Here is a 24715-nt window from a genome sequence, read left to right as displayed (position 1 = left end):
CGACCGCCGAGTGCCGGTCACTCGTCGGTCGTCTCAGCCTTCGATCCTCACCCTCAACCCTCGAGCGCCTCCGCGAGGTCGAACACGGAGTCGACCGTCAGGTCCGGTTCGCCGCCGAAGGGCTGCCACGGCGTCCCCTTGCGGTCGATCCACGCGCCCTGCATCCCCGCGTGTTTCGCGCCCAGGACGTCGTACCAGCCGGCCGAGACGTGGACGATCCGGTCGATCGGCGTCCCCGTCCGCGCGGCCGCGTGCCGGTACAGTTCGGCGTCCGGCTTGAACGTCTCCACCTCGTCCGCGCTGATCGCGTCCTCGAGGAGGTCCGCGATGCCGGCGTGGTCGACCATCGACGCGAGCATCTCGGGGTCGCCGTTCGAGACGACGTAGCAGTCGTAGCCCCCGTCTCGGAGGCGCTCGATCCCCTCTCGGACGTCGTCGAACACGTCCAGTTCGTGGTAGACCGCGAGAATCTCATCGCGCTCGCTCGACGGGAGGTCGACGCCGTGGGCCTCCAGCGCGTACCGAAGGGCGTCGCGGTTCATCTCGAAGAACGGCTGGTAGGCGTCGAGGTGGTTCGCGACGAGGGTGTATTCGAGCGACCGCATCCGCCACAAGGTCGACACCGACGCCGCCTCCTCGACGCGGTCGGCGAGGGCCCGCTCGGCCGCGTCGACGTCGACGATGGTGCTGTACGAGTCGAACGTGACCGTCGAAACGCGCTCCGGATCGAACGTCATCCGACGGAACCATCCGCTCGAGGCGTAAAAGGTCTCCCGCGATCGATCGGATCGCCGGCGACGTTCCCGTCCCCGCTGATCGCCGGCGACGTTCCCGTCCCCGCTGATCGCCGGCGACGTTCCCGTCACCACGCCGCGTCCGATCTCTCGTCGCGGGACGCGACTCGAGGCGGCGAGCGGGTCCGAGTCTAAGAGTCGTCCGGCGATTACTCGCCGCCGCCGAACGGATCCTCGTAGTCGTTGCGGATGTAGTACCGGACGAAGTTTCCGTACGTGCGATCGGCGGGGTTGTCCGCGACCTGCTCGTACCGGATGGTCCCCTCCTCGTCGACGACGTAGACGGCGGCGATGCCCGTGAGGCCGTGGCTCGTCTCCTCGGTGCCGCCGTACTGCTCGGCGACCTCGCCGTCCGGATCGGCCAGCAACTGGATCTCGAGGTCGTAGCGGTCGCGCATCTCCGTGACGCGCTCGAGGGGGTCGGTCACCACCGGCAGCACGTCGACCTTCTCGTGGAACCAGAGGTCGTAGGAGACCTCGCTGAACGTCTGGAGCTGTTCGGCGCAGAACGAACACCAGTGGCCGCGGTTGACGATCACGACCGCGGGGCCGGTCTCGAGTCGGTCGGAGAGCGAGACCGGTTCGCCGCCGGTGCTCGGTAGCTCGAAGTCGGGCGCTCGCTCGCCTTCTAATCCCATGGGCGCAGTGATCGGACGCCGACTGAAATACCTGCGGCCTACTATCGATCCCCGTCGCGCTGGTCGACCGACTCGCGTCGACCGACGCCAACCGGTTCCGTCGACTCCCTCGAACGCGCCGGAGCGGTCGGCGGTCGTGACTCTCATCGGCCGCTAGGTTTTACTACGGATGCTCCTTCTCTCGCGGTAGTAACCGCCATGGCGATACTCGAAGTGACGGACCTCCGCAAGGAGTACGGCGACTTCGTCGCCGTCGAGGGCAGTTCGTTCTCGATCGACCGCGGCGAGGTGTTCGGCGTCGTCGGCCCCAACGGCGCCGGGAAGACGACGACGCTGAAGATGCTCGCCGGACTCATCGAACCGACCGGCGGCACGGCGAGCGTCGTCGGGCACGCCCCCGGCGATCCCGAGATGCAGCGCCGACTCGGCTTCCTCCCCGAGGAGTCCCCGCTGTACGAGGAGATGACGGCCACCGGCTACCTCGAGTTCTTCGCCGACCTCTACGAGGTTCCGCGCGACGTCGCGAGCGAACGGATCGACGAGACGCTCGACCGACTCGACCTCGAGCACCGCGACCGGCGGATCGGCAACATGTCGAAGGGGATGAAACGCAAGGTGGCGATCGCGCGGGCGCTGGTCAACGACCCCGACCTGCTCGTCTTCGACGAACCGGCGTCCGGGCTCGACCCCCTCACGACGAACTACATCATCGAGTTCACGCGCGAACTGAGCGAGGAGGGAAAGACGATCGTCTTCAGCGCGCACAACCTCTTCCACGTCGAGAGCGTCTGCGATCGACTCGTGATCATGAACGACGGTCGGATCGTCGCCCGCGGGACGATGGAGGAGATCCGCGACGACCACGGCGGAACCGAGTACCGCGTCTCGGCGACCGCCGACGCCACCGCTCGCCTGGAAGCTGACGGCGACGTCGACCTCGGCGATATCGCCGTCTCCCGCGAGAACGGGCGCGTCACGTACGCCGTCTCCGACATGGACGCCGTCGAGGCCGTCCGCGAAGCTGTCGAGGCGGAGGGCGGTCGGATCGCGGACATCCAGACCCACGCGCCGACGCTCGAGGAGATCTTCCTCGACGTCGCGCGGGCCGACAGCGGGAGCGAACGCCGGCGTCGGTTCGAGGACGGCGAGGATCGACGCGAGGATCGACGTGAGGATCGAGGAGAGGAGGCCGACGCCGATCGAGAGCGGGAGCGGGAGGCGAGGGCGTGAACGGGCCGAGTGACGGAGGCGTGAACGGATCGGAGATCGATGGCGAGAGCGGAACGGGTGACGGTGCCGTCGCGTCGGCGGACGGCGTTCCTTCCTCGTCCTCGAGCCGAACGGTTCGCGGGCGCCTCTCCCGAACCGCGCGGATCGCCCGCTGGGAGGTCACTCGCAGCGCCGGGACCGTCGACCGGAGGACGGTGGCCGCGATGGTGGCGGTCCTGCTCGTCGTCGGGGTGGTCGGCGTCTCGGTCGTCGACGGCGGCGCGGGCCTCGAGGACGGCATCTACGTCGCGGCCGCCGACGAGGCGAACCCGTACGTCGAGGTCGCCGAGGAGAGTCCCCAGTTCCGGACGGTCTCCTACGAGGCGTACGAGCGCGGGGACGTCGACCCCGATATCGTCCTCCCCCCGGACGGTCAGATCGGGTACGACGAGGACCGGGAGAGCGGCGAACCCGCAGCGGACGCGTTCCGGGCGGCGATCGACGACCACAACGAGGAACTGATGGCGGCAGAGTCAGACGAGGCGGCCGCCTACCCGGTGCTCGTGACCCTCGACTATCGGGATCGCGACCTCGAGCCGTCGGCGACCGACCCGGACTCCGACGGCGGGAGCGATTCCGCCGGGACGGACGGCGGTGACGGCGGGTCGAACGACGGCGACGCGGAGTCGGACGATGGCGACGGAACGGACGACGGGACGGAGAACGACGGTGACGCGGGCTCGGATTCCGCGGACTCCGAACCCGACGACGGTTCCGACGGGAGCGGAGCCGACTCCGGCGCGGATTCGGCCGGGGGCGACGAGGGTGCCGGAGACGGTGACGGTGGCGACGGCGACGGCGGCTTGCAGGTACCCGACGTCGGCGACGGCGGCCTCGAGGCGACGACGGAACCCGGCTCGCCGGGGACCCTCCAGCCGCCGTTCCCGTTCCAGTCGCTGGTGCTCGCGTTCCTGTTCGTGATGCCCATGAACTTCGTGATCCAGGCGTACGGGAGCACGATCATGGACGAGCGGCTCAAGCGACGCGGGGAACTGCTGCTCGTCTCGCCGGCGTCGCGGTACGAGATCGTGGCGGGCAAAACGCTCCCGTACCTGCTCGGCTTACTCGGGATCGTCGTCGGGATCGCGGCGCTCGTCAAGGGCGGGCCGGCGGCGCTCCTGGCGGGCGGCCCGACGATCGTCGCCGCGACGATCCCCCTCGCGCTCGTCTTCCTCTCGGCGACGTTCGTGGGGGCGATGTTCGCCCGCTCGTTCAAGGAGCTGACGTTCGTGACGGTGACGATCAGCGTCGGGCTGACGACGTACGCGTTCGTCCCTGCGATCTTCACCGACGTGACGCCGATCGCGCTCGTCTCGCCGCTCACGATCGTGGTGATGGACCTCCAGGGGGAGGCGGTCACCGCCGGCGAGTACCTCTTCTCGACGGCGCCGCTCTACTGCGGGTCGGCCGTGTTGTTCCTCCTCGGGCTGGGAAGTTACCGCGAGGAGGACATGTTCACCCAGAAGCCGATTCCCGGCAAGGTGATCGACGCGATCGCCAACCGGATCCGGGGCCCGCGGAGCGTCTTCGTCCTCTCGATCCTGTTCATCCCGTTCGTCTTCGCGAGCCAGTTGCTCGCCGTCTCGCTGCTGTTCGCCCTTCCGGAGACGATCTCGCTGCCGATCCTCTTCGTGTTCGCGGCGGCCGTCGAGGAGTTCGCCAAGAGCGTCCACGTTTACGCCGGGTTCGCCCGCTCGAGGTTCGAGGCCTCGGTGCGAACGGGCGCGATCCTCGGCGCCCTCTCCGGCGTCGGTTTCTTCGTCGGCGAGAAGTTCACCCACGTCGTCCAGCTCGTGGGCCTCCCCGACCTGCTCGTCGGCCGGGCCGCCTTCGGGCCGGCGCCCTCGAGCGACCCCCCGATCCTCGTCGCGGTCCTCCTCGCGCCGCTCGCGCTCCACGTCGTGACCGCGATGGTGTCGGCGGTGGGGGCGAGCCGCGGCAGAACCGAGTACGCGATGGCGTTCGTCCTCGCCACGCTCGTCCACGCGGTCTACAACCTGGGGGTGATCGCGCTTGTGGCGTGATCTGATTCGACGGCCGGGGAGCGACCGCGGCCGCGGCGGCCGCGGTGACCGCGAGGGTCCCGGCCGCCGCGAACTCGGACGGTCGGACGGCTCGAGCGTCCGATCCAGGTGGGCGATCGCCCGCCGCGAACTCGGGTCGCTGCGCTCGGAGAAGACGATCGTCCTCGCGATCGCCATCCAGCTGTTCATCGCGGCGTTCTCGTCGTTCCTCGTCGTGGGCCTCGTCTCGCTGTACGACCCCTCCTCCGTCGACGGGCAGGAACTCGACGTCGCCGTCACCGGCGAGGACACCGGCCGATTGCTGGCGACCGCCAACGATCGGGACGGGATCGACGCGCGCCACTACGAGGATCGAGAGCGGGCGTACGCCGACTACGATCGCGGGGTCGTCGCCGCCGTCCTCGACGCGTCCCGGGACGACGACGGCCGTCTCGTCGTGAGCGTGACCACCCCCGACGAGGGGCTCCAGACGACGGTGTTGATCACCGAACTCCGGGACTCCCTCGAGGCGGTCGAGCACGACGAGCGCCAGGCCAACGCGGACCGCCTCGAGAACCGGCCGCTGCCGCTCCCGGAGGAGGTGGAGGCGAGCCCGTACTTCGGGTTCACCTACACCATCCTGCTGCCGCTGTTGTTGTTCCTGCCCGTGTTCATCAGCGGTTCGATCGCCGTCGACTCGCTGATCGAGGAGCGCCAGCGGGGCACCCTCGAGTTGCTCCGGGTGGCCCCGCTCCCGTTCGTCCACGTGATCGACGCGAAGCTGCTCGCGACGGCCGCGCTGGCGCCGATCCAGGCCGCGGCGTGGCTGGCGCTGCTGTGGATAAACGGGACGACGATCGCGAATCCCGGGGCGCTCCTCGCGCTGGTCGCCGCGCTCTCGCTGCTGGTCGTCGGATTCGGCCTCGCCGTCGCGCTGTCCGCGCCGGACCGCCGCCAGTCTCAACTGCTGTACTCGGTCGGCATGGTCGCCGCGCTCGTCGTCTCGGCGCTCCTCCCGGAGCACCCGGCGAACACGGTCGCCAAGCTCGCCATCGGGAGCGAGACGGCGACGACGTGGCTGCTGCTGGCCGCCTACAGTCTGGCCGGGATCGTCGCGTTCGCCGCGCTGCGCGCGGGCGTGAGCCGACTCGAGGCCGACGCTCTCTGATCCGCCGCTGGTCGGGGGTCGGGGACGTCGATCGTCGCGGTCGGCGGAGGGGACGCGGCTACTCCGATCGCGGAGCCGGTCGAAAGAGAACCGAAGAAAACCGTTTGAGCCCGACGGTTCGGAAGCGATTCGCGCCTTCAGAGCGGAATGGTGGCGATATCCCTCGATCCGCAGGATGGACAGGCGACTCGAAGGTCCGAGAGCGTCGTTCCGCACCGCCGGCACTCGATGTGAACGTCCGATTCTCGAACCGCGCGGCCGGTTTTCGCGAGCAAATTCAATGCGCTATCTAGTATCGACATCGTGAATGTCGTCCGACGATGAACGTACCGTCGGTAAATGCTTTGGGGATGTTTGATTGCTTTTTTGTTCTATAACTAGATATTTATACGATTTTGGCAGAATAATTGAACAGTCGTAACATGTACGTCGCCGAATCTCTCGCCGGCCCGGCGGTCTCGACCCGCGGCCGTTCCCCGGATCGCCGACTCGCGTACCGTTTTTGGGGTTCCGATCGTAGCCGACGGCGGACATGGAGTACACGACACTCGGCGATACGGGGATGCAGGTCAGCCGGATCTGCCTCGGCTGCATGAGCTTCGGCTCGAGCGACTGGCGCGACTGGGTCCTCGACGAGGAGGAGAGCCTGGAGATCATCGAGCGGGCGATCGACCTCGGGATCAACTTCTTCGACACGGCGAACATGTACTCGCTCGGCGAATCCGAGCGGGTTCTGGGGGAAGGCCTCGAAGGTCACCACGAGGAATCGGTCGTCGCCACGAAGTGTTTCTTCCGGATGCGCGAGGACGACCCCAACTCCGGCGGACTATCGCGGAAGGCGATCGAACAGGAACTCGAGGCATCGCTCGATCGGCTGGGGATGGAGACGGTAGACCTCTACCAGATCCACCGCTGGGACTACGACACCCCGATCGAGACGACGCTCGGCGCGCTCGACGACGCCGTTCGCCGCGGGACGGTTCGGTACCTCGGCGCGTCGTCGATGTGGGCCCACCAGTTCGCCGGGGCGCTCCACGCGAGCGATCGGCTGGGCCTCGAGCGCTTCGCGACGATGCAGAACCACTACAACCTGGTCTACCGCGAGGAAGAGCGGGAGATGCTGCCCCTCTGCGAGAACGAGGGGATCGGCGTCATCCCGTGGTCGCCGCTGGCTCGGGGGTACCTCGCCCGCCCCCACGAGGAGATCGATGCAACGGCCCGCGGCGAGTCCGAGGAGTACCTGTACGAGCACCCCTACCGCGAAGGCGGCGGTCCTGAGATCAACGAGCGAGTCGCCGAACTCGCCGAGGACGAGGGCGTCACGATGGCCCAGATCGCCCTCGCCTGGTTGCTCCACAAGGACTGGGTCGACGCCCCCATCGTCGGCACGACCAGCGTCGAACACCTCGAGCAGGCCGTCGAGGCCCTCGAGATCTCGCTGTCGGCGTCGGATATCGAGTACCTCGAGGAGCCCTACGAGCCGGTTCCGGCGTCGGGTCACTCCTGAACGGATTCGGGTCGATCCGAGCGCACACGTTTTTCTCACGAACCGCCCTATCCACCCCCATGGACACGATCGGAGTCGTCGTCAACCCCATCGCGGGGATGGGGGGTCGCGTCGGGCTGAAGGGGACCGACGGCAAACTCGAGGAGGCGCGCGAGCGGGGGGCCGATCCGCGGTCGCCCGCCCGCGCGAGGGAGGCGCTCGAGGCGATCCGGCGGCGACGATCGGACGACGATCTCACCGTCTACACGGCGGCGGGGGTGATGGGCGAACGGGCCGCCCGCGACGCGGGGTTCGAGCCGGCGGTCGTTTACGACCCGGCGGAGGCCGACGACCGGGAGGGCGGGGACGAATCGATCGCCCGCCCGTCGGACCCCGCCGAGGCGGGGACGACCGCCGAGGACACGAAGGCGGCCGTCCGGGCGTTCCTCGAGCGCGGCGTCGACCTCGTGCTCTTCGTCGGCGGAGACGGGACCGCGGTGGACGTCGCGGCGGTGCTGACCGAGTGGAACGAAGGGGTCGGCAACGATGGGGGAGCGGGGGAGGACGAGAACGAACGTGAGGAAACCCCGATGCTCGGCGTTCCCGCCGGCGTGAAGATCTACTCCTCTGTATTTGGGGTAACGCCCGCCGAGGCCGGCCGGATCGCCGCCGAGTTCGAGCGCGTCGAGGGCCGGGAGGTCAACGACATCGACGAGGAGGCCTATCGAGCGGGCGAAGTTCGCGCCGAGTTGAAGGCCGTCGTCCCGGTGCCCGTCTCGCCCGCGGTGCAGTCCGGCAAGCAACTCGCCAGCGGGAGCGTGGAGTCGCTCGCCGCGGGATTCGCTCGAGAGGTCGACGACGAGACCACCTACGTCTTCGGCCCGGGGAGCACCGTCGGCGCGATCGAGGAGGAACTGGGGATCGACCCGTCGCCACTGGGGGTCGACGTCTGGCGGGACGGGGAGGTGCTCGTCCGGGATGCAGCCGAGGCGGAGATCCTCGAGGCGATCGACGAGGGTGACAACGACGACGAGGAGAACCCCGACGGCGGGCGCGTCGTCGTGGTCGTCTCCCCGATCGGCGGGCAGGGCTTCATCTTCGGGCGAGGCAACCACCAGATCTCCCCGCCGGTCCTCGAGCGCGCCGACGCTATCGAGGTCGTCGCCTCGAGCGAGAAACTGGGGGAACTCGACGCGCTCAGGGTCGACATCGACGACGAGGCGCTCAACGAGGAGCTCCGGGGGTGGATCCAGGTGCGCACGGGTCGGTTCACGACCCACTTGGTAAACGTCGTGTGAGGAACCGAGACCCGCGTCCGGAGAGGCGGGTAACGGCGGGGGAGCGAACGGGCGTTCGTCTCCGCCAGCCGAGTCGACGCCGCTGCCCGCCCGTCGCATTTAAGGACTGTTGCTGTGGCCGGCTCGTGAACCAATGATATTACTATTCTCGATCGAAGCAATGGGTATATAGTCAATATTAAGGTCCGAGCCTTCCTACGCAGGACCATGGAAACGCGGAAAGTTCAGCGACTCGGGCCGTCGACGCTCGCGATGACGCTGCCGGCAGAGTGGGCGGCGGAACACGGCGTCGAGAAGGGAGACGAGGTCTCGCTGCGAACGAGCGGGAAGGGAACGCTCACGGTGATGCCCGAATCGGCGAGCTCCGAGGAGACGGAGGCGATCATCCACGCCGACAACCTCGACGCCGACGCCGTCGAGCGGGCGATCGTCGCCCAGTACGTCCTCGGACGGCGCGTCATCCGGATCGACACCGACGACGGCGCCCTCGAATCCGAGCACATCAACGCCGTCTACAAGGCCGAAACGCAACTGATGGGATTGGGCGTCATCGAGGAGACCCCCGAGAGCATCTCGATCCGCTGCTCGGTCGACCCCGAGGACTTCACCCTCGACAACCTCCTCGAGCGGCTCGAGCGGACCGGTCGGACGATGCGCGGCGAGGCGATCAAGGCGCTGGCCCACGGCAACCCCGACCTGGCCCAGCGGGCGCTGAACCGGGAGCGCCAGGCGAACAAGATCTTCGTCCTCCTGCTCCGCCTGATCTTCACCGCCTACCAGAACCCGAACCTGGCGCGGGCGGTCGGCCTCAACTCGGGCTTCCCGCTGATCGGCTACCGCTCGATCGCGAAGAACCTCGAGTTGACGGCGGACAACGCCGAGGACATCGCCGACATCGTGATGGAGACCGAGGGACACACGCTGAACATCGACAGTTCGGTGATGCGGGAGATCCGCGAGCTGAACGACTACGTCGACGAGATCACGTCGCTCTCGGTCGAGTCGGCGGTCGAGCGCGATTACGACAAGAGCAACCGGGTCCGGTCGCTGTTCCACGAGATCTCCGAGCGGGAACAGGAGATCCTCTCCTCGCTCCCGGAGATGGACAACGAGGACCTCCTGCGAGTCCGCGAGGTCCTGGTTAGCCTCCAGCAGACCGCCCAGTACGCGATGCGGAACGCGGAGATCGCGGCGAACCTCGCGCTGAACGAGGAGTCCGAGCACACGACGATCAACTGATCGGACCCGGCTGCCGACCGCGCGTTCGGCCCGAAATCGACCGTTCGGAGGGCTCGAGCCGCCATCAAACAGGTGCAATTAAGATACCTGATCCACAACGCCCGACCATGGCTACGCAAACGCAGACGACGGACAAGGGCGTCGGTCTGGCGATGGTCCTCGGCGCCCTCACCGTCCTCGGCGCCGTGGGGATGATCCTCGGCGCGATGGAACTGGCCGGCTTCACCGAAACGCTCGGAGCCTACGCGTTCGGCGCCGCGATGGTGTTCGCGTCGATCGCCGTCGTGGGCCTCCACGTCTGGGAGTGAGCGGCCGTCGGTGGCGCGGCCACCGGAGGGGTGATCGACGGTGAGACGCCACTCGAGGCTGGGAGCGGCGGACTATCGTCGTCAGTCGATTCCGTCCGATCCCGCTCGATGAAATTATCGTCGTCCGGCGCCGCCGGGGTGGACGGCGCCTCCGATCGACACCCGATAGCGGTCGTCTGCCCCCGCTCGAACCGGTCGTCGCCGGTTAAAAGTTAAGACCGACGACGACCTAGGGTCGCGTACGGAAAATGACCGACTACTCCGACGAAGAGCAACGGATTCTGTCGTATCTTCGCGAGAGTGCCGCTCGTGGCGAGCAGTACTTCCGAGCGAAGAACATCGCCAAGGCGATCGGTCTCTCGTCGAAGCAGGTCGGTGCGCGCCTGCCCCACCTCGCGGAGAAGTCAGAAGACGTCGACATCGAGAAGTGGGGCCGGGCCCGCTCGACGACCTGGAAAGTGACGCTAAGCTAATGGGTGTCCCCGAGATGACCGATCTCGAGTCACCGTCTTTTTACCGTTGAGCACCCCACGTATGGCAATGACTGTACGTGTCGACCGGTCGTTCGAACTCCCCGCGCCGCCCGAGCGCGTCTGGGAGTTCATCGCCGATCCCGAGCACCGCGCGCGGGCCATCAGCGTCGTCGCTGACTACACGGTCGACGACGAGGACGGTCGGCGGGCCACCTGGCACGTCGAGTTGCCGATTCCGTTCGTCCGGCGGACGGTCACCGTCCGGACCGAGGACGTCACCCGAACCCCGCCCGAGTACGTCGAGTTCGTGGGCCGGTCGAAGGTGATGGACGTCACCGGCGAGCACCGCCTCTCGGAAACGGACGGCGGGACGCTGCTCGAGAACCGCTTCGTCGTCGACGGCAAGGTCCCCGGCGTGGAGACGTTCTTCAAGCGCAACCTCGACGGCGAACTCGAGAACCTGCAGCGCGCGACCGAACGATACCTGCGGACGACCCAGTGACGGTGTTCCCTCGATGACGACCGAGCGTTCCGAACCCGAAATTGCGTCCGATTCCGACACCGACACCGACGTCAATGACGCCGGCGCCGCCGACGCCGCCGACGCCGCAGACGGCGACGCGTGGACGATCGCCCTCGCCCAACTCGAGATCGATGCGGGAGCGGTCGAGGGGAACGTCGAGCGCGCGCTCCGGGCGGTCGACGAAGCCGCCGACCGCGGCGCGGACCTCGTGGCCCTGCCCGAACTGTTCAACGTGGGCTACTTCGCGTTCGACCTCTACGGGCGCTGCGCCGAACCGTTCGAGGGCGAGACGTTCACCCGACTCCGGGAGGCGGCGGCCGACCGCGGCATCGCCGTCCTCGCGGGCACCATCGTCGAGGACCTCGCCGCGACCGAGTCCGTCGAGACGCCGGCCGACGAGGGCCTGGCGAACACGGCCGCGCTGTTCGGCCCCGACGGCGACCTCGAGTTGGTCTATCGAAAACACCACCTCTTCGGCTACGAGTCGGCGGAGAGCGACCTGCTCGTCCCCGGCGACCGCCTCGAGGTCGCCGAGGTCGGCCCCTTCACGGTCGGCGTGACGACCTGCTACGACCTGCGCTTTCCCGAGCTCTACCGGGCGTACGTCGACCGCGGCGTCGACCTCGTGCTGGTGCCGAGCGCCTGGCCCTACCCGCGGATCGAACACTGGGAGACCCTCTCGCGTGCGCGCGCCATCGAGAACCAGTGTTTCGTGGCGACGATCAACGGCTCCGGGACGTTCGAGGACGCCGAACTCCTCGGCCGGTCGACCGTCTACGACCCCTGGGGCGTCCCGCTCGCCTCGAGCGGCGACGAGCCCGCGCTCGTGACGACGACGCTCGATCCGGGTGCGATCGAGCGGATTCGGACGGAGTTTCCCGCCCTGCGGGATCGGCGACTGTGATCGTCCGGTCGGCCCTCGTGACGGTTCGTGGGAATGTGACGGTGTGGGGCCGGTCCGCTCGGATACGAGCGGGTGATCTTCGGAACCCGTCGCTCGAGCGGACCCTCACGCGATCCGGCGGTTCCGCGACCGCGGCATTTTAGTACTCTCCGTCCCTCTACCCATACGCCGGTACAAGGCGCTTTTCACGTCAACGCCGGCATAGCGCGTCGCTCCGGCCCGTCGCTTCGCCAACGTCTCCCGGGCCCGGGAGGCGGACGTCCGCACCCCACTCCACCTTTCGCCACTCTCGTTTCCGCGCCGTCGCTCTCGAGTCGCTTCGCTCGAGTGGCTCAGTCTGGCGCACGAGTAACTGAGGTGCGAAGTCTTTCACGTGTCTCTTCATGAATCGGTGACTGCACGTCGAACGTGTCGACGAACGAGAACACGACGAAAGCCCTCACCGTCCTCGCGGGCGCTCGGGCGGATATCCTCCTTTCAGTCGGATAGGGCCGCCTGAGCGCCCGCGACGACGGCTCGCCCTTTCAATCCACCGGAAGACGCTTTGCGTCTTCCGAGCCTTCGCTCGCTATCGCTCGCGAAGACGCCAGGTACCTGCCCTTCCCCGTTGAGCGAACGCTCCGCGTTCGCGATGCTCGGAAGAGCTTCGCTCTTCCGGTGAGTCGCGCTGCCCGCGCCGAATAGGCGCGGGCACGCGCTCCCGGCCGTTGTAATTGGCGTGCCGGCGAGGCGCCCTCGCCGTTGCTCGGGCGCCTCGATCATCCGCGAGGTCTTCGCGAGCGGGAGCGAGCGAATGGCTCGGAAGACGCGGCGCGTCTTCCGGTGGGCGAGTGAGCGAGTGCAACGAGCGAACGAGTCGGCTGGGGAGGGCGAGGCCGTCTGGGTCGGACTGAAAGGGGCCGGCTGGGTCGAGGAGCGTGGTGGCCGTAGCACCGCAGGCGACCGGCGGGAGCCGAGGAGCGCACGCCGCCACGCTCCTCGACCCAGTCGGGGGCTTTCACCGTGTACACAGTCGACGAGGCCGTTCGTTCTGACAGCTCAGCATCCACTCTTGGAATATGATAGACACCGCCCCTCCGTGATACACACCGCAGATGGGTCGAACGAGACTCGAGTCCGCCCCAGCTCCGCCCGATTTCGAGATCAGTCGCGTTCGTGTTCGTCGGAGCCGGTCTTGATGTCCGCGGAGAGGCCCTGGGCCATCTGAATGTCCCTCGAGTTGTTCAGCGTCCAGGCGGTGCGCTCGGTGACGGCCTCGATGGCCTCTCGAGCGCTGGGGTAGCCGTTGCCGGATTTCTTGACGCCGCCGAAGGGGAGCTGGACCTCCGCGCCGATGCAGGGGAGGTTGGCGTAGGCGAGGCCGAGGTCGGCCCGGTCGCGGAAGGCGTTGAGCTGTCGGTAGTCCTCGGAGATGATCGCCCCGGCGAGCCCGTAGGGGGTGTCGTTGTGGATCTCGAGGGCGCGCTCGACGTCGCCCGAGTACTCGACGAGGGCGACGTGCGGGCCGAAACACTCCTCTTTCAGGCAGCGCAGGTCCGGGTCGTAGTCGATCTCGTAGACGAACGGACCGACCCAGTGGCCGCCTTCGAAGCCGTCCGGAATCTCCTCGTCCTCGAGTTCGAACCGGTCGACCAGCACGTTCGCACCCTCCTCCCTCGCGAGCTCGTTGTGCTGGCGGATCTTCTCCACGTGGTCGGCCTCGATGGCCGGCCCCATGAACGTGTCCTCGTCGAGGGGGTCTCCGACGGCGACGTCCTCCGCGAGGTCGACGAAGCGCTCTTTGAACTCGTCGTAGACGTCCTCGTGGACGATCAGGCGCTCGCTCGAGACGCAGCGCTGACCGGTGGTCTTGAACGAGGACATCACCGCGCTGTGGACGGCGATGTCGAGGTCAGCCTCCTCGGTGATCACGATGCCGTTCTTCCCGCCCATCTCGCAGGCGGCCAGCTTTCCGGCCTCGCTCCCGACCGTGCCGGATATCTCGTGGCCGACCTCCGCGGAGCCCGTGAAGAGGACGGTGTCGACCCGCGGATCGTCGACGATGGCTGCGCCGGCGTCGCCGTAGCCCTGGACCATGTTGAAAACGCCGTCGGGGATCCCGGCGTCCGCCATCATCTCGGCGATGATCTGGCCGCACCAGGGTGTCTGCTCGGCGGGCTTCCAAACGACCGTGTTCCCCTCCACGAGTGCGATGGCCATGTGCCAGAACGGGATGGCCACGGGGAAGTTCCACGGCGTGATACAGCCGACGACGCCGCGGGGTTTCCGGCGCATGTAGGAGTCCTTCCCCGCGACCTCGCTCGGGACGACGTCGCCGTGTGGGTGGCGGGCGTTCCCCGCCGCCCACTCCACCATGTGCCAGGCCTCGGTGACGTCGGCTTTCCCCTCCGAGATCTCCTTGCCGCACTCCCTGGTGACGATCTCGCCCAGCTCCTCGTGGCGCTCGCGCAGTTCGTGGTAGATGTCCCAGAGGTACTCCGCCCGGTCGATGTAGGAGAGCTTACGCCACTCCTCGAACGCCTCCTCGGCCGCCTCGAGGGCCGCGTCGACGTCCGCCTCGGTGCCGCGCTGGAACGTCGCCAGGGCCTCGCCGGTCGCCGGGTTCTCGCTCTCGAACGTCTCGCTGCCGTCCGGATCGGTCCACTCGCCGCCGATGTAGTGACCGTGTACGGTCGCGGTGGCTTGCTGGCTCATAGCCGGGGGTACGTCCCTGGCGGTGAAAAACCCCGTCACCGGTTCACAGCGTCGTGGCGGCGGCCCGCCGGGCCCGCCTCCGGCGTCCGAACCCGACCGACCGCTCAGCCCCGACCCAGATCGGCCGCCTTCTCGAGTTCGCTGCGCAACAGCGTCGAGTCGAACTCGTGGTCCGGCCGCAGGCGCACGAAGTCGAGGAACTCGCGGGCGGCCAACAGCGTCTCGGCGTCGTACTCCGTCGCGGCGGCGGTGACGGCGTCTCGAGCGCCGATTCGCGGCTCGAGGACGGCCATCGCGCACGCGAGGTCGTAGGCGGCCGTGTCTGCGATCCGATCCTCGTGGACCTTGGTGGCGTCGATGAAGTAGAGTTCGTCGTCCCGACGGAGGATGTTCTCCGCTCGCAGGTCGCCGTGGGCCAGTTCGTGGTCGTGCATCGTCGAGAGCATCTCGAACAGGTCGGGGGCGAGGTCGGCGACGTCCTCGTCGGGCATCTCCTCGAGCGTGCTGAACTCGGGGAGGTACTCGAGGACGAGGACGCCGAGGCCGTTGACCTCGAAGGCCTCGATCGGTCGGGGCGCGTTGACCCCGATCTCGCGCATCCGCCGGGTGGCCTCGAACTCGTGTTCGACCATCTGGCGGGGGGTGTCGAACCGATCGAAGAGCCCGACGGTTCCCGATGAGAACGCGCCGACGTTCCGGCCGGTCGTCAGCAGGGCGTGGACGAGCGCGTTCTGCCGCGAGACGATCTTCACGAACCACTCCTCGTCGATGACGCAGGGCGTCGACAGCCAGTTGTCCGCCTCGAGGAACTCCACGCGGACGACGTCGCGGCCGTACCGGTCCGCCAGCGTGCGGACGACGCGCTCGAGGCGGCTCCACTCGATCGTCCCGCGCGCGAGCTGGCGGATGTCCATACGGTGGAGAGAGGGCGTCGGGAGTTAAATGCGTCTCGACGTGTCTGTAACTCTACCGGTCTGGGTGGCGCGTACGCGGGAGGGTGAACCGTCGGCGGTGCGTTTATTCCTCGAGGCGGCGCATTCGATCCATGGACTTCGACCTGCCCGACGAACACCGGATGATTCGGAACACGGTGCGGGACGTCTGCCGGGAGGAGATCGAGCCGGTCGCCCAGGAGATCGAGGATCAGCACCGGTTTCCCGCGGAGGTCTTCGAGCAACTGGCCGATCTCGACGTGATGGGGGTGCCGATCGCCGAGGAGTACGGCGGCCTCGGCGGTGACACGCTGATGTACGCGCTCGTGGCCGAGGAACTCGGCCGGGTGTCCGGTTCGATCGGGCTCTCCTACGTCGCGCACACCTCGCTCGCGTCGAAACCGATCGAACTGTTCGGCACCGAGGAGCAAAAGCGGCGGTGGCTGCGCCCGCTCGCGGCGGGCGAGCACCTCGGCGCCTGGGCGCTCACCGAGCCGGGGAGCGGGTCGGACGCGTCGAACATGGAGACCACCGCGGATCGAGACGGCGACGAGTGGGTCCTGAACGGCACCAAGCAGTTCATCACGAACGCGTCGGAGGCCGGTTCGATCCTCGTCAAGGCCGTCACCGACCCGGACGCGGGGACCGACGGCATCTCGACGTTCATCGTCGACCCGCGCGAGGACGACGGATTCGAGGTCACCACCGTCTGGGAGAAGATGGGCCTCAACGCCTCGCCGACATGCGAGATCGCCTTCGACGACGTCCGCCTTCCCGAAGACAGGTTGCTCGGGGAGCCGGGCGACGGCTGGGAGCAGACGAAGAAGACCCTGGACGGCGGACGGATCTCGATCGCCGCCCTCTCGACCGGCCTCGCCCAGGGTGCCTACGAGCGCGCCAGAGCCTACAGCAAGGAGCGCGAGCAGTTCGGGAAGCAGATCTGCGAGTTCGACGCGATCCGGAACAAGATCGTCGACATGCACCGCAAGACCGAGCGCGCCCGGCTGCTCACCTACCGGGCCGCGACGCGGTACGACGAGGGCCGTCCGGTCACCGAAGAGTCCGCGCTCGCCAAACTCGACGCCAGCGAGGCCGCCAGGGAGGTGGCCGAGGACGCCGTTCAGGTGCTCGGCGGCTACGGCTACACGACGGACTTCGCCCCCCAGCGCTTCTACCGGGACGCGAAGCTGATGGAGATCGGCGAGGGGACGAGCGAAATCCAGCACCTCGTCATCGGTCGGGAACTGGGCCTCTGAGGGCGTTCACGGTTGGGAACGGGGCTCGGAGCGCGTTCGCGATCGAAAACTGGCTGCCGAAACGGTTCTCGCTCGAGAAGTCGGCCTCCGAGGCCGTTTCCGTGCCGGTTCCCCCGCTTCGAGCACGGATCTTCGCTCGCGCTCAGCGGTTTCGTCGCTCGTACGACGACGGACCGACGGCTGCAGATTGTGAACGGGACTGCGATTGCGAATCCGCTCGACGCTCGTCCGCGCTCGAGCTCGGCGGTCCGCCGTACCGGTGGCGGGCGACGATCGCGATTCGAACGGCGCCGTAGCCGAAGAACGCGAGCGAGAGCGCGACGAGGCCATTCCCGACGAGGAGGTGCTGGATCGCCGCCAGCGCCCAGTCGACCGCGTCGTGGCCGACCTGCACCGTCGGCTCCGCGCCGAAGAGCGTCGAGCCGAGGTAGAAACTCGAGACGTAGACCACCGGCTTGACGAACGGATTCAACACGGCGACGGAGGCGAACATCGCCACCGTGCTGACCCACGACCACCAGTACGCGAACACGAAGAAGAGCCCGATGCCGAGGCCGCCCGTGGGCAACGCCGTGACGAAGACGCCGATCGCGAAACTCGCCGCGATTTCGTGGGGCGTGTGGGATTCGTCGAGGGCCGCCCGGACCTCGCGGCGAACGCGCGACGAATATCGGATAATACTGTCACGAATCATCCCGGAAGTGCTTACGCAGGCATTTCCGCGGCTCGAGAAAAAGGTATCGACGTGCGAAGGAGTTGTCAGAGTATAGTATGTTGCAGGTGCGTCGTTCGGACGGGCCGGTTTCGTCGGGGTGGCGGGTTCCCGCTCGAGGACCGCCGAACGGGCCCGACTCAGGGGAACGAGCCGGCCTCCTCGTAGGCGTCGACGACCCGCTGGATCGCGACGACGTAGGCGGCCTCGCGGAAGGTCTCGAGGTCTTTCTCCTCGTAGGTCTCGACGAGGGCGTCGAAGGCGTCGACGATGATCGCCTCGAGTTCCTCGTTGACCTTCTCCTCGGACCAGTAGAAGCGCTGGCGGTTCTGCACCCACTCGAAGTAGGAGACGGTGACGCCGCCGGCGTTCGCGAGGATGTCCGGAACGATGATCGTGTCCGTCTCGGCGAGCACCCGGTCGGCCGCGGGCGTGAGCGGCCCGTTCGCGGCCTCGGAGATGACGTCGGCCGTCACGTCCTCGGCGAGGTCGCCGTCGACGGCGTTCTCGAGGGCGGCGGGGATCAGGAGGTCGACGTCGAGGGTGAGGACGTCCTCGTTGGTGATCTCCTCTTCGGCCTCGTCGTAGCCCACCACGCTGCCGGTCTCGTTCTTGTGCTGTTTCGCCGCCACCGGGTCGAAGCCGTCGGGGTTGTAGATGCCGCCCGAGGAGTCGCTCGCGGCGACGACGGTCGCGCCCATCTCGTCGATCAGCTTCGCCGAGATCCAGCCGGCGTTCCCGTACCCCTGGACGGCGACGGTGGCTCCCTCGAGGTCCTTCCCGAGGTAGTCGAACGCCTCGCGCGCGGCGATGACGGTCGAGCGGCCCGTCGCCTCGACGCGGCCCTCGCTCCCGCCGCTGGCGAGGTTCTTCCCCGTGATGACGCCCGGTTCGGTCGTGTTCTCGAGCGTCTCGTAGGTGTCCTTGATCCAGTTCATCTCCCGCTGGCCCGTGTTGACGTCCGGGGCGGGGATGTCGCGGTCCTCGCCGATCAGCGGGCGAAGCTCCTTCGCGAACGCGCGCGTGACGCGCTCGAGTTCGGACTCGGAGTACTCACTCGGGTCGATGACGATGCCGCCTTTCCCCCCGCCGAGGGGAATGTCGACGGTGGCGGTCTTGTAGGTCATCCACCCGGACAGCGCCTTCACCTCGTCGCGGGTGACGTCGGGGTGGTACCGGATGCCGCCCTTGTACGGCCCACGGTCGCCGTTGAACTGCGAGCGGAACGCCACGAACCGCTCGAGCGAACCGTCGTCCATTTCGACGGTGAGGTTCGTCTCGAGGACGCGTTCGGGGTGTTTCAGCCGCTCGATCACGTCCTCGGCGACGTCGAGGTGAGCCGCGGCGTCGTCGATCTGCGCCTGGAGGCTCTCGAATGGGTTCGCTTGCTCTGGCATACTCGAGTATTTCCCCACCCCGTTGATAAGCATAGCGAATATCTATCATGGTGTACAAATCGCAGGTATTCGTATCCGATTGTATTTTCGACGGACGGTCAGTTTTCGTCGGCGTCGTCCGAGGCTTCGATCTCGATCTCCGCGCGCTCGAGGATCCGTTCCGCGCGGGCGATCAGCGGCGCGTCGATCATCTCACCCTCGACCTCGAAGACGCCACGCTCCTCCGCGTCGGCCTCGCGCGCGGCTTCGACGACCGTCCGGGCCCACTCGAGGTCGTCCTCGTCGGGCTCGAACGCCCGGTTGATCGGGTCGACCTGCGCCGGGTGGATCGCCAGTTTGCCGTCGTAGCCGAGCTGAACGGCGAACGCCGCCTCCTCGGCGAGGCGCTCCTCGTCGTCGAACTCGGAGACGATGGTGTCGATGGCGTCGCACCCGTGCGCGCTCGCGGCGATGACCACGCGCTCGCGCGCGTAGAGAACTTCGATGCCCTCGTCGGTCCGGGTCGCCCCGATGTCCGCCGAGAGGTCCTCCGCGCCGAAGACGAGCGCGTCCGTCGCCGGCGCGGCGGCGATCTCGGGCGCCGAGAGGACCCCGCGCGCGTTCTCGATCAACGCCAGCACGGGGACGTCGAGGCCGTACGTCGCGAGTCGGTCGGCGAGGTCCGCGACGTCCGCCGGGGCACCAACCTTGGGCAGCATCGCGCTGTCGAAGCGGAGTCCGTCGCTCGAGGAGGGACCGAGGACGCCCTCGAGGTCAGCCTCGAGCACCTCAGTCGTCGGATTGACGCGGACGCACACCTCGCAGTCCGGATCGAACGACGGATCGGTGAGGACGTCGTGGACCGCCGTTCGCGCTTCGTCCTTCCGGCCCGGTGCGACGGCGTCCTCGAGGTCGAAGACGAGCACGTCGGCGCCGCTCTCCGGTGCCTTTCGCATCATCTCGGATCGATCGCCGGGCGTGAAGAGCACGCTCTTTCGACTCATGTGTGGGTGTGCGTGGGGAGTGACCGTCAACGTACGGTCTGCTCGGGTGCCGATCCCGTGCGGGAAGGCCGTCCGATCGAAGGGTGCCGATCAGGTCACCGTCGAGATCGTGTAGAGGTTCGCGAGGAAGGCCACCGTCCACGGGAGCGCGAGCCCGGCCGGGACGATCGATCGGTACGTCCGCGGGAGGACGGGGCGGCAGACGAGGCCGATTCCGACGGCGACGCCCTTCAGCGCGACGATACCGAACACGCCGTAGCCGGCGATCGCCCCCCGTGCGACCGGATTCGACTCCGCCAGCCCGAGCCGTAGTCCGACGACCGTCGTCGCCACGTCGCCGACGAGCGAGACGACGACGAGCATCCACAGCGCCCGCTCGAGGTCGACCGGCCGAACGTCGCCGAGCAGCCGCCGCGAGTAGACGCCGTCGGAACGCATACCCTCCCGACCGGAGTCGAACCGGTCTACGCCCGCGGGAGCGTGCGAGCGTTCCAGCACTGCGGGTATTGTTATGGAAGCCGTAGGACCGAGCCGGTCGTCGGTAATCGGTCCCGACCGGCGACAAAGCGGCGCTTACCGAGGGTCGCCGGCAGCGCTCGTAGTCCGTAAAACTGTTTATTGAGCCACGAACGCGCAGTTGCGGTCCGGACAGTGCTCGCCGTGCTCGCTCGACGAGCGTGGAGCCGACGGCGCGGAAGAGGTGATCCGAGTACGGGTTCGCGTCGTTCGAACCGCAGAGAGAGAGGGAGAGTGCCCGCGCCGAGTCACCACTGATCGGTCGAACCCGCCCGGAACGCGTCCGGGCGGGTGAGGAGGATCGGAGTTTTGCGGGGCGGGCGCGGGCAATCGTGGGAGTGTAGTCGATGCCTCCGTGGTCACCAGCACGGAGACAGATTACAGTCTGAGGTGGAGTGACACGTAGGCTCGCGTTCAGCCGTGCAGTCATTATGTTCCCCGCGTCGGCACGCGGGCGATCCGAACGCGAGTTCGGTCGGTAGAGAACGTACGGCAGGTGCAAGGCCAACCCCTTTTGAGAAATTTCCCGACCGTACAGGTACACGGCAGGCGTCTGCGCGCCCTTCGAGCGTCCAGCAGCGAGCGACGAGTCGCGGAGAGACTGAGTCTACCCGTATGTCTGAGGAACGAGGTGAGAAACCGAACGCGCGTCGCGAGAGCGGCCGAACCGGGTTTACGGACGGCGTCGATCGGCGCGAATTCCTCCGTACGGTCGGGAGCGTCGGCTGTGCCTACGGCGTGGCACGCCTCGTCGGCATCGACGACGTGCTGTCGGCCTCCGGCGAGGTCGAGGTCGTCACCGCGCTGGTCCGCGACGACGACTCCTCGGACCCGTGGGCCGTCGAGGAACGGACGACCGATGTCCCCGCACGCTGGTACGAGTCCGTCGAGAAAGCGATCGAGGTCAACGAGGCGCTCGCCCGAACGAGCGTCCCGGGTTACCTCGGCAGCGCGGTCGTCCCTGGCGACTACGACGAGGGGGCGACCGTCTCCGTCGGAGTCTCCGTTGACGCCTCGAGCGTCCGCGATATTCTCTCCGGAATCACCGACGCGATTTCGATCGAGGTCGAGGAGTTCGACGACGTCTCGGACATCGGGCGGATCGACGGCATCGGCGAGTTCGACGGCGGTACCGACACGTCGACGTACGAACCCAGATTCGCCGAGGGGGTGACGAACGCCCAGATCGCAAGCGGCGTCGCTTGCGAGACGTCCTCGAGTCTGGCGACGCTGGCGCCGGCGCTGTACGACCCGGAAGAGGGTGGGTCGTACTTCGTAACGGCGTCCCACGCGTTCGACGTCGAGGGGACCGAGAACGGGGATCGCCAGCGGATCGCGGACGCGGTCCGCGACGAACAACTCTCGCTTCCGACGCAAGGGGACGAATCGGTCGAGCTCGGAACGGTTCGCTTTGGCCACCCCGTCCAGGACGTGGCGCTCGTCGATCCCGTCGGTCCGCTCTCCCCGCCGCAATCGATCGACGCCCCCGAGCCGATTCCGGTTCGCGGACAGCTCACCAAGTACGGCCTCGCTGACGTCATCGCGCGGGGCGAATCGCTCGAGAAGGTCGGCGCGATGTCAGGCCACACGACCGGCGACGTCGAAGGGATGGAGGCGATCACGTGCTTCACCGATCCCTTCTGTCGCCGCGGACAGATCCGGTGGGGGAGCGAGATGGACCTGGTCGACGGCGACAGCGGCTCGGTGAGCTACTACCCGGACCCCGGCGCCCCCGACGACGGGGCGCTCATCGCGGGCTTCAACAACGCTCGAACGTGGTGGCCGGGCCAGAGTTACGTCTGGGGGGTCGCGGCGTACCGAATCACGGCCGAACACGGCTACCACTTCTGAGACGAGCGCACGACGTCACCAGGAGACGACTCATGACGAACGAACGCGACCGATCGAACCCGACCGCGACCGAATCGACCGACGCAGCCTCGAGCGACGGCGACGACCGCTCGAACGGTGGCGACCGAGCAGACGATGGCGATCGAGCGGACGACGGCGGCTCTCGTCACCACCTCGCCGTCTCGGGCGGCCGGATCCTGGCCGACCTGGTCATCGTCGGCCTCTGGGCGGCGTTCCTCTCGATGCTGTTCCTCGCGACGGGGTGGCCGCGGTGGGGGTTCTACGTCCTCCTCGTCCTCGGCGCCGTCGGATACGTGCAGCTCACGGTTCCCTGGGGTGGCTCCGCCGATCGCAGTTGAAACCGTCGAGTCGGTGTTGACCGCCGCCTCCGAGTCGGCTGCGCTCGGATCGGAGACGACTCAGTCTCGGAGTTCCGAACAGAAAGCGCCTCCGTCTCCCATTTCTGGATCGTCGACTCCGACATCGCCGGTTCGAGCGGCCGCGGCAGTCGGGGTCGAAGAACACGCCGGCCGGGTTCGCGTCGGGACCGTCGCTCACTCGAGCGCCGACTCGAGCCGGTCGATCAGCGCCTCGTTGCCGAGGTGGACCGGCGTCCGGTCGTGCAGTTCCCCGGGTTCGACGTCGAGCAGCGACCGCTCGCCGTCCGAACTGCGCCCGCCGGCGCGCTCGACGACGTAGCCGATCGGGTTCCCCTCGAACTGGAGCCGGAGTTTGCCCTCGGGGCGGGACTCGAGGCCGGGGTAGGCGAAGATCCCGCCGTAGGTAAGCACCTGGTTGACGTCGGCGATCATCGCGCCGCCGTAGCGGAGTTTGAGTTCGGTTTCGATCTCCCGGGCGTACGCCTCGAAGTCCTCGGGCCAGTCGGGGACGCGGCCGCCGAAGCCGTAGACGACGGGGTCGTCGGGGAGGGTGACGTCGTCGTCGATGAGGGTTCGCTCGCCGCCGCTCAGTTCGTACTCGGCGACGCCCTCGTCGGTGGCGACGACCATCGTCACGATCGGGCCGTAGAGGACGTAGCCCGCGGCCACGAGATCCCGTCCGAGCGCCGGGAGGGGCGCGTCGTAGACGGCGAAGATCGTCCCCATCGCGTTGTTCGACTCGAGGTTCGACGAGCCGTCGAGGGGGTCGACCGCGACCGCGTAGGCGCCCTCACCGGGGGTCTCGCCGCAGTCGACGAGGTCGGGGCGCTCCTCGCTGGCGAACTGGCCGACGCCGTCGATACCGGCGAGTCTGTCCCCCAGCAACTCGTCGGCGAAGACGTCGGCTTCCTTCTGGGTCTCGCCGCTGGGGTTCTCGGCGTCGACCGATCCCCGGCGGCCGATGAGCCCCTGGCGAATCTCCGTCGCCGAGCGCGCCACCGTCGCGACGACCGACTCGACGATCGGGTCGGCGTTCTCGAGGGTCATTCCGTCGCGTCGAGTGCGGCGTCTGCGGTTTCGCCCTCGTAAATGACCAGTTCGAGGGCGTCGAGGATCCGTGTGGGGTTCTCCCGCTGCCAGACGTTTCGGCCGACGGCGAGCCCCTTCGCGCCTGCGTCCATGACGGCCTCGACCTGCGAGAGGAACTCGTAGTCCGACGTTTTGGAGCCGCCGGACATGACGACCTTCATGTCACCCGCGCACTTGACCGCGTGGGCCATCGCGTCCGTGCTCCCTGGGTACTTGACCTTGGCAATGTCGGCGCCGAGCTCGAGGGCCAGCCGGGTCGCGTAGGAGATCGTCCCGGGTTTGGTGTCGTTTTTCAGCCCCTGGCCGCGCGGGTACGACCACATGACGACCGGCAAGTCGTACTCCCTGGCCCGCTCGTGGACGTCGCGGAACTCCTCGACCATCTCGATCTCGTGGTTCGAGCCGCCGTAGACGGTGAAGCCGACCGCCGAGGCGCCCAGTTCGGCGGCGTAGTCGACCGAGCAGTTGACCGCCGAGTCGGGTTCGCCCATCCAGAGGTTCGACGTTCCGTTGATCTTCAACAGGAGCTCGACGTCGTCCTCGAAGCTCGGGTAGTATCCCTCAGCGATCCCCTTCTGCACGGCGATGCAGGTGACGGCGTCGTGGGTGGCCGTCTCGAAGACCGTCGACGGATCGAGTTTTTCCGGCACCTCCTCGAAGTCGACGGGTCCGTGCTCGAGGCCGTGGTCCATCGCGAGGATAAGCGCCTTGCCGTCGCGGACGATCGGAGCGTCGTCGATCGGTATCATCTGGTAGATGGTCCATCAGGCCGCTATATATCTCTGATGGTCCGAATTATCGA

At 67.7% G+C, this 24715-nt stretch carries 23 protein-coding genes; 13 read left to right on the top strand and 10 right to left on the bottom strand.

Annotated elements, in window-relative coordinates:
- Nucleotides 1–53 precede the first annotated feature (53 nt).
- Complete coding sequence (locus RJT68_RS12690; protein WP_407036925.1) at nt 54–737, bottom strand: haloacid dehalogenase type II; 684 nt, start codon at nt 735–737, stop codon at nt 54–56.
- A gap of 206 nt (nt 738–943) precedes the next feature.
- The gene (locus RJT68_RS12685; RefSeq protein WP_407036924.1) at nt 944–1432 is read right to left on the bottom strand and encodes a peroxiredoxin family protein; all 489 of its coding nucleotides are present in this window, start codon (nt 1430–1432) and stop codon (nt 944–946) included.
- 198 nt (nt 1433–1630) lie between these two features.
- Between RJT68_RS12685 and RJT68_RS12680 the strand changes: the two genes are divergently transcribed.
- The 10 genes from RJT68_RS12680 to RJT68_RS12635 all read left to right on the top strand — a co-directional run bounded on the left by RJT68_RS12680 (nt 1631) and on the right by RJT68_RS12635 (nt 12103).
- Nucleotides 1631–2662, top strand: coding sequence for an ABC transporter ATP-binding protein (locus RJT68_RS12680; RefSeq protein WP_407036923.1), 1032 nt, complete (start codon nt 1631–1633; stop codon nt 2660–2662).
- A gap of 20 nt (nt 2663–2682) precedes the next feature.
- Nucleotides 2683–4725, top strand: coding sequence for a PrsW family intramembrane metalloprotease (locus RJT68_RS12675; protein ID WP_407036922.1), 2043 nt, complete (start codon nt 2683–2685; stop codon nt 4723–4725).
- Complete coding sequence (locus tag RJT68_RS12670) at nt 4715–5872, top strand: ABC transporter permease (protein WP_407036921.1); 1158 nt, start codon at nt 4715–4717, stop codon at nt 5870–5872. Before RJT68_RS12675 ends, RJT68_RS12670 begins: the two co-directional genes overlap by 11 nt.
- Before the next feature lie 532 nt (nt 5873–6404).
- Nucleotides 6405–7379: an aldo/keto reductase gene (locus tag RJT68_RS12665; protein WP_407036920.1), complete on the top strand. Its 975-nt coding sequence runs from the start codon at nt 6405–6407 to the stop codon at nt 7377–7379.
- A gap of 59 nt (nt 7380–7438) precedes the next feature.
- The gene (locus RJT68_RS12660) at nt 7439–8656 is read left to right on the top strand and encodes an ATP-NAD kinase family protein (RefSeq protein ID WP_407036919.1); all 1218 of its coding nucleotides are present in this window, start codon (nt 7439–7441) and stop codon (nt 8654–8656) included.
- Between the two features lie 207 nt (nt 8657–8863).
- Nucleotides 8864–9895 carry a PhoU domain-containing protein gene (locus tag RJT68_RS12655; RefSeq protein ID WP_407036918.1) on the top strand — a complete coding sequence of 344 codons (1032 nt, stop codon included), beginning with the start codon at nt 8864–8866 and terminating at the stop codon, nt 9893–9895.
- A 107-nt stretch (nt 9896–10002) separates the two neighbouring features.
- The gene (locus tag RJT68_RS12650) at nt 10003–10203 is read left to right on the top strand and encodes a DUF7525 family protein (RefSeq protein WP_407036917.1); all 201 of its coding nucleotides are present in this window, start codon (nt 10003–10005) and stop codon (nt 10201–10203) included.
- Between the two features lie 248 nt (nt 10204–10451).
- A complete protein-coding gene (locus RJT68_RS12645) occupies nt 10452–10676 on the top strand; it encodes a DUF7123 family protein (protein ID WP_407036916.1) in 225 nt (74 codons plus the stop codon).
- Between the two features lie 67 nt (nt 10677–10743).
- Complete coding sequence (locus RJT68_RS12640; RefSeq protein ID WP_407036915.1) at nt 10744–11178, top strand: SRPBCC family protein; 435 nt, start codon at nt 10744–10746, stop codon at nt 11176–11178.
- Between the two features lie 13 nt (nt 11179–11191).
- Complete coding sequence (locus tag RJT68_RS12635) at nt 11192–12103, top strand: carbon-nitrogen family hydrolase (protein WP_407036914.1); 912 nt, start codon at nt 11192–11194, stop codon at nt 12101–12103.
- A 1143-nt stretch (nt 12104–13246) separates the two neighbouring features.
- On the opposite strand, the gene RJT68_RS12630 is transcribed toward RJT68_RS12635, so the two are convergent.
- The gene (locus RJT68_RS12630; RefSeq protein ID WP_407036913.1) at nt 13247–14797 is read right to left on the bottom strand and encodes an aldehyde dehydrogenase family protein; all 1551 of its coding nucleotides are present in this window, start codon (nt 14795–14797) and stop codon (nt 13247–13249) included.
- A gap of 104 nt (nt 14798–14901) precedes the next feature.
- Nucleotides 14902–15711 (bottom strand): RIO1 family regulatory kinase/ATPase domain-containing protein, encoded by an 810-nt coding sequence (locus RJT68_RS12625; RefSeq protein WP_407036912.1) that lies wholly within the window; start codon nt 15709–15711, stop codon nt 14902–14904.
- A gap of 131 nt (nt 15712–15842) precedes the next feature.
- Here RJT68_RS12625 and RJT68_RS12620 point away from each other — a divergent pair, with 131 nt between their 5' ends.
- On the top strand, nt 15843–16985 hold the full coding sequence (locus RJT68_RS12620) for an acyl-CoA dehydrogenase family protein (RefSeq protein WP_407036911.1): 1143 nt from the start codon (nt 15843–15845) through the stop codon (nt 16983–16985).
- 142 nt (nt 16986–17127) lie between these two features.
- Here the strand turns inward: RJT68_RS12620 and RJT68_RS12615 are convergent, their stop codons facing one another.
- The 4 genes from RJT68_RS12615 to RJT68_RS12600 all read right to left on the bottom strand — a co-directional run bounded on the left by RJT68_RS12615 (nt 17128) and on the right by RJT68_RS12600 (nt 20515).
- On the bottom strand, nt 17128–17679 hold the full coding sequence (locus tag RJT68_RS12615; protein ID WP_407036910.1) for a DUF2062 domain-containing protein: 552 nt from the start codon (nt 17677–17679) through the stop codon (nt 17128–17130).
- A gap of 158 nt (nt 17680–17837) precedes the next feature.
- Nucleotides 17838–19094 carry a Glu/Leu/Phe/Val family dehydrogenase gene (locus RJT68_RS12610; protein ID WP_407036909.1) on the bottom strand — a complete coding sequence of 419 codons (1257 nt, stop codon included), beginning with the start codon at nt 19092–19094 and terminating at the stop codon, nt 17838–17840.
- A 98-nt stretch (nt 19095–19192) separates the two neighbouring features.
- Nucleotides 19193–20077, bottom strand: coding sequence for an HpcH/HpaI aldolase/citrate lyase family protein (locus RJT68_RS12605; RefSeq protein ID WP_407036908.1), 885 nt, complete (start codon nt 20075–20077; stop codon nt 19193–19195).
- A gap of 90 nt (nt 20078–20167) precedes the next feature.
- Entirely contained in the window at nt 20168–20515 is a 348-nt protein-coding gene (locus RJT68_RS12600; protein ID WP_407036907.1) for a hypothetical protein, read from the bottom strand.
- Nucleotides 20516–21208: 693 nt separating this feature from the next.
- Between RJT68_RS12600 and RJT68_RS12595 the strand changes: the two genes are divergently transcribed.
- Together RJT68_RS12595 and RJT68_RS12590 are read left to right on the top strand one after the other, a co-directional pair.
- Nucleotides 21209–22444 (top strand): hypothetical protein, encoded by a 1236-nt coding sequence (locus RJT68_RS12595; RefSeq protein ID WP_407036906.1) that lies wholly within the window; start codon nt 21209–21211, stop codon nt 22442–22444.
- 32 nt (nt 22445–22476) lie between these two features.
- The gene (locus RJT68_RS12590; protein ID WP_407036905.1) at nt 22477–22803 is read left to right on the top strand and encodes a hypothetical protein; all 327 of its coding nucleotides are present in this window, start codon (nt 22477–22479) and stop codon (nt 22801–22803) included.
- A gap of 195 nt (nt 22804–22998) precedes the next feature.
- Here RJT68_RS12590 and RJT68_RS12585 read toward each other — a convergent pair whose 3' ends face one another.
- Together RJT68_RS12585 and RJT68_RS12580 are read right to left on the bottom strand one after the other, a co-directional pair.
- Nucleotides 22999–23871 carry a class 1 fructose-bisphosphatase gene (locus RJT68_RS12585; RefSeq protein ID WP_407036904.1) on the bottom strand — a complete coding sequence of 291 codons (873 nt, stop codon included), beginning with the start codon at nt 23869–23871 and terminating at the stop codon, nt 22999–23001.
- Nucleotides 23868–24662, bottom strand: a complete 795-nt coding sequence (locus RJT68_RS12580) for a class I fructose-bisphosphate aldolase (RefSeq protein WP_407036903.1) — start codon at nt 24660–24662, stop codon at nt 23868–23870. Before RJT68_RS12580 ends, RJT68_RS12585 begins: the two co-directional genes overlap by 4 nt.
- Between the last annotated feature and the right edge of the window lie 53 nt (nt 24663–24715).

Source organism: Halovalidus salilacus, assembly GCF_031852275.1.
GTDB classification, from domain to species: Archaea; Halobacteriota; Halobacteria; order Halobacteriales; family Natrialbaceae; genus Halovalidus; species Halovalidus salilacus.
This window is presented reverse-complemented; position numbering and strand designations above follow the sequence as displayed.

Coding starts and splice junctions, on each gene's coding strand:
- RJT68_RS12690 (WP_407036925.1), bottom strand. CDS start 737: ATGACGTTCGATCCGGAGCGCGTTTCGACGGTCACGTTCGACTCGTAC.
- RJT68_RS12685 (WP_407036924.1), bottom strand. CDS start 1,432: ATGGGATTAGAAGGCGAGCGAGCGCCCGACTTCGAGCTACCGAGCACC.
- RJT68_RS12680 (WP_407036923.1), top strand. CDS start 1,631: ATGGCGATACTCGAAGTGACGGACCTCCGCAAGGAGTACGGCGACTTC.
- RJT68_RS12665 (WP_407036920.1), top strand. CDS start 6,405: ATGGAGTACACGACACTCGGCGATACGGGGATGCAGGTCAGCCGGATC.
- RJT68_RS12660 (WP_407036919.1), top strand. CDS start 7,439: ATGGACACGATCGGAGTCGTCGTCAACCCCATCGCGGGGATGGGGGGT.
- RJT68_RS12655 (WP_407036918.1), top strand. CDS start 8,864: ATGGAAACGCGGAAAGTTCAGCGACTCGGGCCGTCGACGCTCGCGATG.
- RJT68_RS12650 (WP_407036917.1), top strand. CDS start 10,003: ATGGCTACGCAAACGCAGACGACGGACAAGGGCGTCGGTCTGGCGATG.
- RJT68_RS12645 (WP_407036916.1), top strand. CDS start 10,452: ATGACCGACTACTCCGACGAAGAGCAACGGATTCTGTCGTATCTTCGC.
- RJT68_RS12640 (WP_407036915.1), top strand. CDS start 10,744: ATGACTGTACGTGTCGACCGGTCGTTCGAACTCCCCGCGCCGCCCGAG.
- RJT68_RS12635 (WP_407036914.1), top strand. CDS start 11,192: ATGACGACCGAGCGTTCCGAACCCGAAATTGCGTCCGATTCCGACACC.
- RJT68_RS12630 (WP_407036913.1), bottom strand. CDS start 14,797: ATGAGCCAGCAAGCCACCGCGACCGTACACGGTCACTACATCGGCGGC.
- RJT68_RS12625 (WP_407036912.1), bottom strand. CDS start 15,711: ATGGACATCCGCCAGCTCGCGCGCGGGACGATCGAGTGGAGCCGCCTC.
- RJT68_RS12620 (WP_407036911.1), top strand. CDS start 15,843: ATGGACTTCGACCTGCCCGACGAACACCGGATGATTCGGAACACGGTG.
- RJT68_RS12615 (WP_407036910.1), bottom strand. CDS start 17,679: ATGATTCGTGACAGTATTATCCGATATTCGTCGCGCGTTCGCCGCGAG.
- RJT68_RS12610 (WP_407036909.1), bottom strand. CDS start 19,094: ATGCCAGAGCAAGCGAACCCATTCGAGAGCCTCCAGGCGCAGATCGAC.
- RJT68_RS12605 (WP_407036908.1), bottom strand. CDS start 20,077: ATGAGTCGAAAGAGCGTGCTCTTCACGCCCGGCGATCGATCCGAGATG.
- RJT68_RS12600 (WP_407036907.1), bottom strand. CDS start 20,515: ATGCGTTCCGACGGCGTCTACTCGCGGCGGCTGCTCGGCGACGTTCGG.
- RJT68_RS12595 (WP_407036906.1), top strand. CDS start 21,209: ATGTCTGAGGAACGAGGTGAGAAACCGAACGCGCGTCGCGAGAGCGGC.
- RJT68_RS12590 (WP_407036905.1), top strand. CDS start 22,477: ATGACGAACGAACGCGACCGATCGAACCCGACCGCGACCGAATCGACC.
- RJT68_RS12585 (WP_407036904.1), bottom strand. CDS start 23,871: ATGACCCTCGAGAACGCCGACCCGATCGTCGAGTCGGTCGTCGCGACG.
- RJT68_RS12580 (WP_407036903.1), bottom strand. CDS start 24,662: ATGATACCGATCGACGACGCTCCGATCGTCCGCGACGGCAAGGCGCTT.